Genomic DNA, 7816 nt, shown 5'->3' on the forward strand with positions numbered 1-7816 from the left:
GGAAAACGCTGCGTTTAATCAAGGGCAGCGAATGAGGTATACCCACTACATCGTCATTATGGCCGTGTCCCGCCAGGGTATAGCCTGATGAATAATCTTGGATATGGTCAGACTGGAATCAAATCTGTTTCATCAGGGTGTACCTTGAATTTACACTTTGAATCGGCTATTCTAATCGGCTATTCTAAAGGAATAACAGGTGTAAAAACTATGTGTAAAGGTGGTGCCGCTGATGACAAAAGTTGGATATGCGCGGGTAAGCACCCGCGAACAGAACCTGGATCGGCAGCTGTCGGCACTAAAAGGGGCCGGCTGTACTCGCATTTTTCAAGAAAAACGGTCTGGAGCTACGTTGGAACGGCCCGAGTTAGCGGCGATGCTTCACTATATTCACGACGATGACGAAGTCGTAGTGGTTGCGCTCGATCGACTCGGCCGAAGCGCTGCGGATCTCACTGAAACCATCAACACCATTGGTCAACAAGGCGCGACGCTAAATGTGCTGAACCTGCCAACCTTTTCGGAGGTCCCCAACAAGGCTATGCGCACCATGCTCACAAACCTAACTCTGGAAATCTATAAATACATCGCCCAGGAAGAACGTGAAGCAATCCACGAGCGCCAGGCCGCTGGCATTATAGAAGCTAAGCGGCGGGGAGTCTACAAAGGCGGGGTACCTCAATATTCAGCAGATTCTCCAGACAAACATCGGCGCTACATTTATAATCAGGCCATCACAATGCTCGAGGATGGCAAACTGTCAAAGGCGCAAATCGCCAGGACACTGGGAATCAGTCGACCAACGCTCTACCGAATTGTAGCCGAAATCCCTGAAAGCATTCAGAGTTGAAATGATGCGCGACCGTGGTATTTCCTGCATCACACAACCCTCATGCGTTGGGTACAACATTACTCACCGATTATGCGGGCTCTATGGCGTAAGCGCCATCGGCGCACTTCCAAAAGTTGGCGTATGGATGAGACCTATATCAAGATCAAAGGTCAATGGAATTACCTCTACCGTGCCATTGATGATCAAGGTCTTACGCTTGATTTTCAACTGCGCAAGAAGCGTGACTTTAACTCGGCCTATCATTTTCTCAAACGCCTTTTAATGACCTATGGTCTTCCACATCGATTAGTGACTGATCAGTACGGAGCGACCCTAACGGCAATTAAAAAGCTTACTAGGGAAGGCTATCTGCACAAAGGTGTGCATCAGTGCTCCAAATATCGCAATAATCTGATTGAGCAAGATCACCGTTTTATTAAGCGGCAACAAGTTCGTTCCGCAAGTTAACAGAGAACTCGGACAGCAGCTAGACATTATACGGCATTGAAACCATGCATGCGATACACAAAGAAAGCCGAAAGAAGCTAGGCCTCTTCGGCTTTTCAGCGTATCAAGAAGTCGACCAATTGTTAGCGGCATAGGCTACAACCACTAAACACAGTCACTTTGATCTACGCTTAATTTCAACTTTGCACCAGAACCCGTTGTCGCATATGACGACGTTATTTTTATACACAGATTCTCACTTGATTCGTACCCTCCTATTCGTATTGTCCATCTCTTTTTAACTAGAGCTACCACAGATTACTCGATAAGTTATCGCCACAGAAGTCAACCTAGATCCTCATTTATTGAAAACGGTTTCCCGTTATTTACTCCTTAACTACTCTTTGTCTGGAAACGAATCGCCAAAGGTTGTCAAATTATTGCCTTAGTTGCAAACGTTTTCTAAAGTAGCTATGAGCTCAAATTTATAATTCCTAAAGGAGGAAGTCCCATGTTTTCAGGATTAATAAGTTTCCTAGACAAATACTTGAAACCCTTTGCCGTTAAGATGAGCCAGAACAAATTTATTCGCTCGATTACCAACGGTATGCTCGGAATAATTCCGATTATGATTGGCGTTAGCTTTGTCTCAATCATGGTGAATCTACCGATTCCGTCCTGGATTGCATTCCTGAATCATATCAAAATCATCGATCCGGCCACCGAGTTAATCGCGGCAACATCGAGCCTCTTGGCAATATACACGGTTATCTCCGTTGCATACAGCTACGCAAAAGAAGTTGGTCAGGATCCAAAGCCGACTTCATTAATCGCAACCGCAGTCTTCATTTTACTCATGCCACAAAGTGTTCAAGTCGGCAAAACCAAGGTTGCGGCGCTCTTGTCCACTAACCTGGGAAGTAACGGTATCTTTCTCGCTATTGTCGTTGCATTAGTCGTTGGCGCTACATACGAATTCTTAATCAAGAAAGACATTAAGTTTAAGATGCCCGAACAAGTTCCTGCCAATGTCGTCGATTCGATGATGGCACCAATGCTAGCGGCAGTGATTATCATCACTGGTGGATTCGCGGTTAAGTACGCAATTAGCTTGACCAACTACAACGACATCTTCTCACTATTCTATAAGGTGTTCACTGCTCCCGCGATGCTGTTAGGCAAGAGTGCATGGTCCGCAATCATCTTCTACTTCGCTCTCCGGGCCGTGTTCTGGTTCTTTGGGATTCATCCTAGCCCATTGAACGCAATCTACTTACCACTTCAATCCTCTGTTATTGCAGCCAACATTTCAGCTCAGTTAGCTGGCAAGCCATTACCGTACCTAGACTTTGATGTTATGGCTCAACTATGCATGATTGGCGGGACGGCCTGCACACTGGGACTGGGTCTGGACATTCTTCTATTCGGCAAGGCCAAACGATATAAGGAAATTAACAAAATCGCGTTTATCCCAGGCCTCTTTAACATCAATGAGCCCTATGTATTCGGGATTCCGCTGATGCTAAACCCTATAATGTTACTTCCAATGATTCTCGCCCCAATCTCCGGCGGTCTTGTAGGGCTTGCATTCATCAAGCTTGGGCTCATTAATTCCAGCAACTTCATCTCTGCAGTAACCGTTGCTTGGGTCCTACCGATGCCAGTACAGGCATTTCTACGAGGCGGGTTCATGTTACTCCTTGCCTGTCTCACTGCCATTGTGGTGCAAGCCGCCGTCTACTATCCCTTCTTTAAGTCTCTAGACCGCGATGCACTCAAAGAAGAAAAACTGCAAGAGGAACAGGAAGCCGCAGTTTCAGAGCCATAGCCATTGGCTCCGCTTACATCGCCTAGGATATACGGTATCATGGAAGAAAAAGGCTTAGGTAAGAGCAATGATTAATGACCTGATCAATAGCTTCCTAACTCGGAAAGATTTGACCTACACCGAACGGAAGATTTCTTCTTTTATTCTTGATAATTATAGCGAAGTTGTGGATATGGAGGCGAAGACGCTTGCCAGCCTTTGCTCTGTTGGAATCGCTAGCGTGACTCGCTTTGTCCGAAAACTTGGATTCAAAAACTACAGTGAATTCAAGTTGGCGCTTGCTAAGGACTACCGGGATTACTTATCCAATCAATTGTCACTGGATACGCCATTTAGCCGTGAGGCAACGATGGCCAATATCTTGAGCCAGCTTCCGCTTATGTACGATAAGGCTAATCGAATCACTCAATCTCTGCTGGATAGCGACACGCTTAGCGAATTAGTAGATCTGATGGGCCGGTCCGTCGTATTAATCTTTGCATCCGGTCAAAATAATGCGACCGCCGAAGCTTTTGGCTATAAACTAGAAGGCCTTGGAATCGTCTGCAAAGTCTACGAATCAGCCCACTCACAGTTTGTTAGCCTACTAAGCAAGTCAAATACACGCACGCTCGCCATTATTCTGACTCATACGGGAACCAATCCGACAATGGTGGACGCAGTTAAGTTGCTTCACAAATACCATATTAAGACTGTCGTCGTATCAGGATACGAACGTGATCCCTCACTCGGAAAGATGGCAGACTATCATCTGAAGTTCTATTCGGGGACACCAGAGAACCGATTCGCAAACGTCATCTGGGGCACTGCTATGCAATATGTATTAGATACGCTAGCAGTCGGAATCTACGTTAAACGTAGTAATCTGCTTGACTTAATCGCAAACGATGACGACTATACCCCCTATGTTAAGCAGCGCGATGCATCTAGGCGAAAGATGAATATAGATAAGTAATTCGGAGAAAGGAGGGCTTTTGCCCAAAAAGACCGCAACCAGTAACGTTCAGTTAAGAGTATTACTGGCAACCTGCATTCTTAACCTCATCATGGCTGGGCTAATCCTAAACACCATCGGTATGTATTATCGGCCATTTGAACAGGAGTTTCATGTTACCCGTGGAATCGTTGCCCTGGTATCGACCTTAACGGGAATCGGTTCAGCGATTGGACTATTGGTTGCTGACTATTTAATCCGCTGGCTAGGACCAAAGCGAATCCTGACAGCCTCATTACTAATTAGTGCCGTCAGCGCCTTCCTGATTTCTAGCTGTCATAGCATGACGATGCTGTTCATAGGATTCTTAATCCTCGGCATCTGCCAACCGCTCAGTTACGCCCTAATTACCCCTGTACTACTGGCGCGGTGGTTTCATCTACAGATGGTTAAAGTCCTAGGTATCGCGACTGCCTTAACCGCATTGGGCGGTATGTTGTTTAGCCCTCTGGTTAACTGGATGATTAGCAGCTTTAATTGGCGTATTTCTTGGGTGGCTGAGGGTACCATCATTCTCGTTCTTGTCTTACCTTGCGTCAGACTTCTGATTCCCAGTGATTCAGATCAAAAAACGGTGCAAGAATCAGAATCCCCACACGGCATAGAACCCAAGAGGCCCGTCTACAGTTCGCTGATTTCCATATTCATTGTCGCTGGTGCCTTATACTTTGTCTCCGGAATTGCGGTACATATTAACGCTTTCGGATTATCAAAAGCCCTTTCCGGAACCCAATCAGCATTTCTCAACTCGGCATTCATGATTGGTGCTTTCTTAGGAAAACTGACTATTGGGTGGTTCTTATCCAAGCTTCCCAATCGAATGGTAACAACCGTTTACGTGTTACTTGCCACACTAGGTATGCTGGGCATGATTCTAAGCCACGGCTTTTACCTTCTCGTTGTTTTCGTCTTAATGATTGGCCTCGGACAGGCAATTGTTCTTGTGCAGGTTCCATTGATTCTACAAGAGCATTTAGCCCCCTATCAGTACACACGAGTACTTTCTAGGCTAATCCTAGTAGGGACCATTGCAACCGCCTTTGCAAATGCGGCAAATGGATTTATCTTCGACTATTTCCAGAACTATCAATATCAACTATTGTTAAACGTCTTGTTGTATGTGTTTGCTGGTCTGATTTTGCAGAAATCTCTCCGCACAGAGGAGAAAAAATTCCGCAACCGCGAATATAAATAAAGGAGAGTGAACTGCAATGCCATTACGTCCAGATTTTCTATGGGGTGGAGCAACTGCTGCTAATCAATACGAAGGTGCCTTTAATACCGATGGTAAGGGCCTTTCAGTGGCAGATGTCACCAAGTTTCGCCCTGAGATCCCAATGACCGATTTTGCTAAGAATCAATACTACACGCTTGCTGAGGTGGAGGCGGCCGCAAGTGATACCGCTGATGACAGCGTACTGCGCTATGCCAAGCGACATGGTTCCGACTTCTATCACCGATATAAAGAAGACATTGCTCTGATGGCAGAGCTTGGTTTTAAAACCTTCAGAATGTCAATCGCATGGACGCGCATCTTTCCCAACGGTGACGACGAAAAGCCTAATGAAGCAGGCCTTGCCTTTTACGATCGCGTATTTGATGAACTAGAAAAGTACAATATTGAACCCTTAGTAACTCTGTCTCATTATGAACCACCTGTAAACTTGGCGCTCAACTACGACGGCTGGTATGACAGACAGGTTATTGACTTCTTTCTAAAGTTCGTCAACACCGTGGTGACCCGCTACGCCTCACGAGTCAAATATTGGCTCACCTTTAATGAAGTCGACTCAATGTCGCGCCACCCACTGACCACTGGAGCAATCATCGAAGAGAAGTTTACAGGTCGCAATCTGGAAGAAGTCTATGTTCAAGCAATGCATCATCAATTCGTCGCTAGCGCTCTGGCGACCAAGATCATCCACGATATTCGTCCTGAGGCTCAGGTTGGTTGCATGATTACCAAACGCACTGTATACCCCCTGACGGCAAACCCAAGCGACGTCTTAGCAGCTCAGGCTGCCGAACGAGATGTCTATCTCTACTCCGACGTTCAGGTACGCGGCTACTATCCGCAGTATTACTACAATCAATTGAACCAGAAGGGCATCACCCTGGTTAAGAACCTGGGCGATGATGAGATTATGCGTGCTTATCCGGTAGACTTCATCTCATTCAGCTACTATTCTTCATCTTGTGTAACCACGACCGACAAAGGCGAGACAGATAGTGGCAACATCTATAGTGGCGTCAAAAATCCCTACTTAAAGACTTCAGAGTGGGGCTGGGCAATGGATCCACAAGGATTACGAAAGTCTCTGATTGATCTGTATGACCGTTACCAAAAGCCACTGTTCATAGTAGAAAATGGCTTGGGCGCCATCGACAAAGTCGAATCAGATGGCTCAATCAATGATGACTATCGTATCGAATACTTGCGAACTCATATTCGTGAGATGATTCGAGCCGTTGAAGAAGATGGCGTTGATCTACTAGGTTACACGCCATGGGGTTGGATTGATTTAGTCAGCGCAGGCACCAGTCAAATGAGCAAGCGCTACGGCGTTGTCTACGTTGACTGCGATGACTATGGCAACGGCACCTTTAATCGCCGCAAGAAGAAGTCATTTAGCTGGTATCAGAAGGTCATTAAGAGCAACGGTCAAGACCTATAGTCTTCGAGCGCATTACGACTACCTCATCGAGCCCGGTCATACCCTCCTGAACGGCTATTAACACTTATAACTATACAAATTAATCTCAAAAGCAGGCGCCCACATGGAATAGTGTGAGCGCCTGCTTGCGTTATCATTTTTCAACTTTTCCCATCTCTTGCGATCGTCTCTCTGCGACCCGGCGCATCAGCGTCGCCTTCGAGACACCAAATGCCGACACAGTTTCCTTTACAGTATGCTCATCATAGTACTCCAGCATCTGTTCGAGCCGCCTACCGTTGATCACCGGCTTGCGGCCTTCCTTATAATCAGGCACATGCTTGCGCGCATATGCGCGACCGGTTTGGGTCCGCTCAACGATCATATCGCGTTCGTATTCAGCAAAAGCGAGCATCATGGTGCGCATCATCTTAGCCATCGGAGTCAGTCTGCCTTCACGGTCAGTCTCAAAAGTGCCGATGTTTCCGATTCGGAGTGATACCCCTTTGACCTGAAGCTGATCCATCACCTCGAGCGCACCCTTCACCGTGCGAGCCAATCGATCCATCTTGGCGACAATCAAAGTGTCGCCTGGTTGGAGAATGGCGAGCACTTTTTGAAATTCCGGTCGCTCGACCGTCGTACCGGTGTACTTCTCTGCGTACACGGTTTGGGCACCCAAGAGATGGAGTTCTGAAATCTGTTCATCTAGACTTTGAGCCAAGGTGCTGACTCGGGCGTAACCGTAAATGTGGCCGGCCTGATTTTGGTTTGTATCTGATACTGATTCGTCCGTTTTTGCTACCTTGGCCATGATTTTCGCCCTCTCGTTTTGATACCAATATATGAGACTCATTCAGGCCTATTGTAGCGGGCACATGGTGTCAGTGTCAATACTTTTAAGCTTTGACACTTCCCCAGTTTACAATTCAAGTGCAACACCCTGACGACTAGACCAAAAAGGCCATGAAGACCTATTCTTGTTAGTACTAGCTAAACAAGAAAGCAGGAATCTTCATGACCCACTCTCAGACTAACACCCACAAGCATTACCAACAACT

6 protein-coding genes and 1 pseudogene are annotated in these 7816 nt (G+C 46.5%); 6 read left to right on the top strand and 1 reads right to left on the bottom strand.

What is annotated here, in order from left to right; genetic code table 11:
* The first annotated feature begins 232 nt into the window (after positions 1–232).
* The 6 genes and pseudogenes from EKM90_RS12370 (at position 233) to EKM90_RS12395 (ending at position 6776) form a co-directional block, all read left to right on the top strand.
* Positions 233–850 (top strand): recombinase family protein, encoded by a 618-nt coding sequence (locus EKM90_RS12370; protein WP_125583066.1) that lies wholly within the window; start codon positions 233–235, stop codon positions 848–850.
* A pseudogene (locus EKM90_RS12375) lies at positions 846–1434 on the top strand (IS6 family transposase); the annotation flags it as partial. The gene EKM90_RS12370 and the pseudogene EKM90_RS12375, both read left to right, overlap by 5 nt.
* Positions 1435–1790: 356 nt before the next feature.
* Positions 1791–3107 carry a PTS sugar transporter subunit IIC gene (locus EKM90_RS12380; protein ID WP_125583068.1) on the top strand — a complete coding sequence of 439 codons (1317 nt, stop codon included), beginning with the start codon at positions 1791–1793 and terminating at the stop codon, positions 3105–3107.
* Between the two features lie 67 nt (positions 3108–3174).
* A complete protein-coding gene (locus EKM90_RS12385) occupies positions 3175–4062 on the top strand; it encodes a MurR/RpiR family transcriptional regulator (RefSeq protein WP_125583070.1) in 888 nt (295 codons plus the stop codon).
* 19 nt (positions 4063–4081) lie between these two features.
* Positions 4082–5296, top strand: coding sequence for an MFS transporter (locus EKM90_RS12390; protein ID WP_125583073.1), 1215 nt, complete (start codon positions 4082–4084; stop codon positions 5294–5296).
* A 16-nt stretch (positions 5297–5312) separates the two neighbouring features.
* Positions 5313–6776 (top strand): glycoside hydrolase family 1 protein, encoded by a 1464-nt coding sequence (locus EKM90_RS12395; RefSeq protein ID WP_125583075.1) that lies wholly within the window; start codon positions 5313–5315, stop codon positions 6774–6776.
* A gap of 133 nt (positions 6777–6909) precedes the next feature.
* On the opposite strand, the gene EKM90_RS12400 is transcribed toward EKM90_RS12395, so the two are convergent.
* Complete coding sequence (locus EKM90_RS12400) at positions 6910–7569, bottom strand: recombinase family protein (protein WP_164507995.1); 660 nt, start codon at positions 7567–7569, stop codon at positions 6910–6912.
* Positions 7570–7816: the final 247 nt, after the last annotated feature.

It is taken from the genome of Lacticaseibacillus suibinensis, from assembly GCF_003946175.1.
Lineage (GTDB): Bacteria > Bacillota > Bacilli > Lactobacillales > Lactobacillaceae > Lacticaseibacillus > Lacticaseibacillus suibinensis.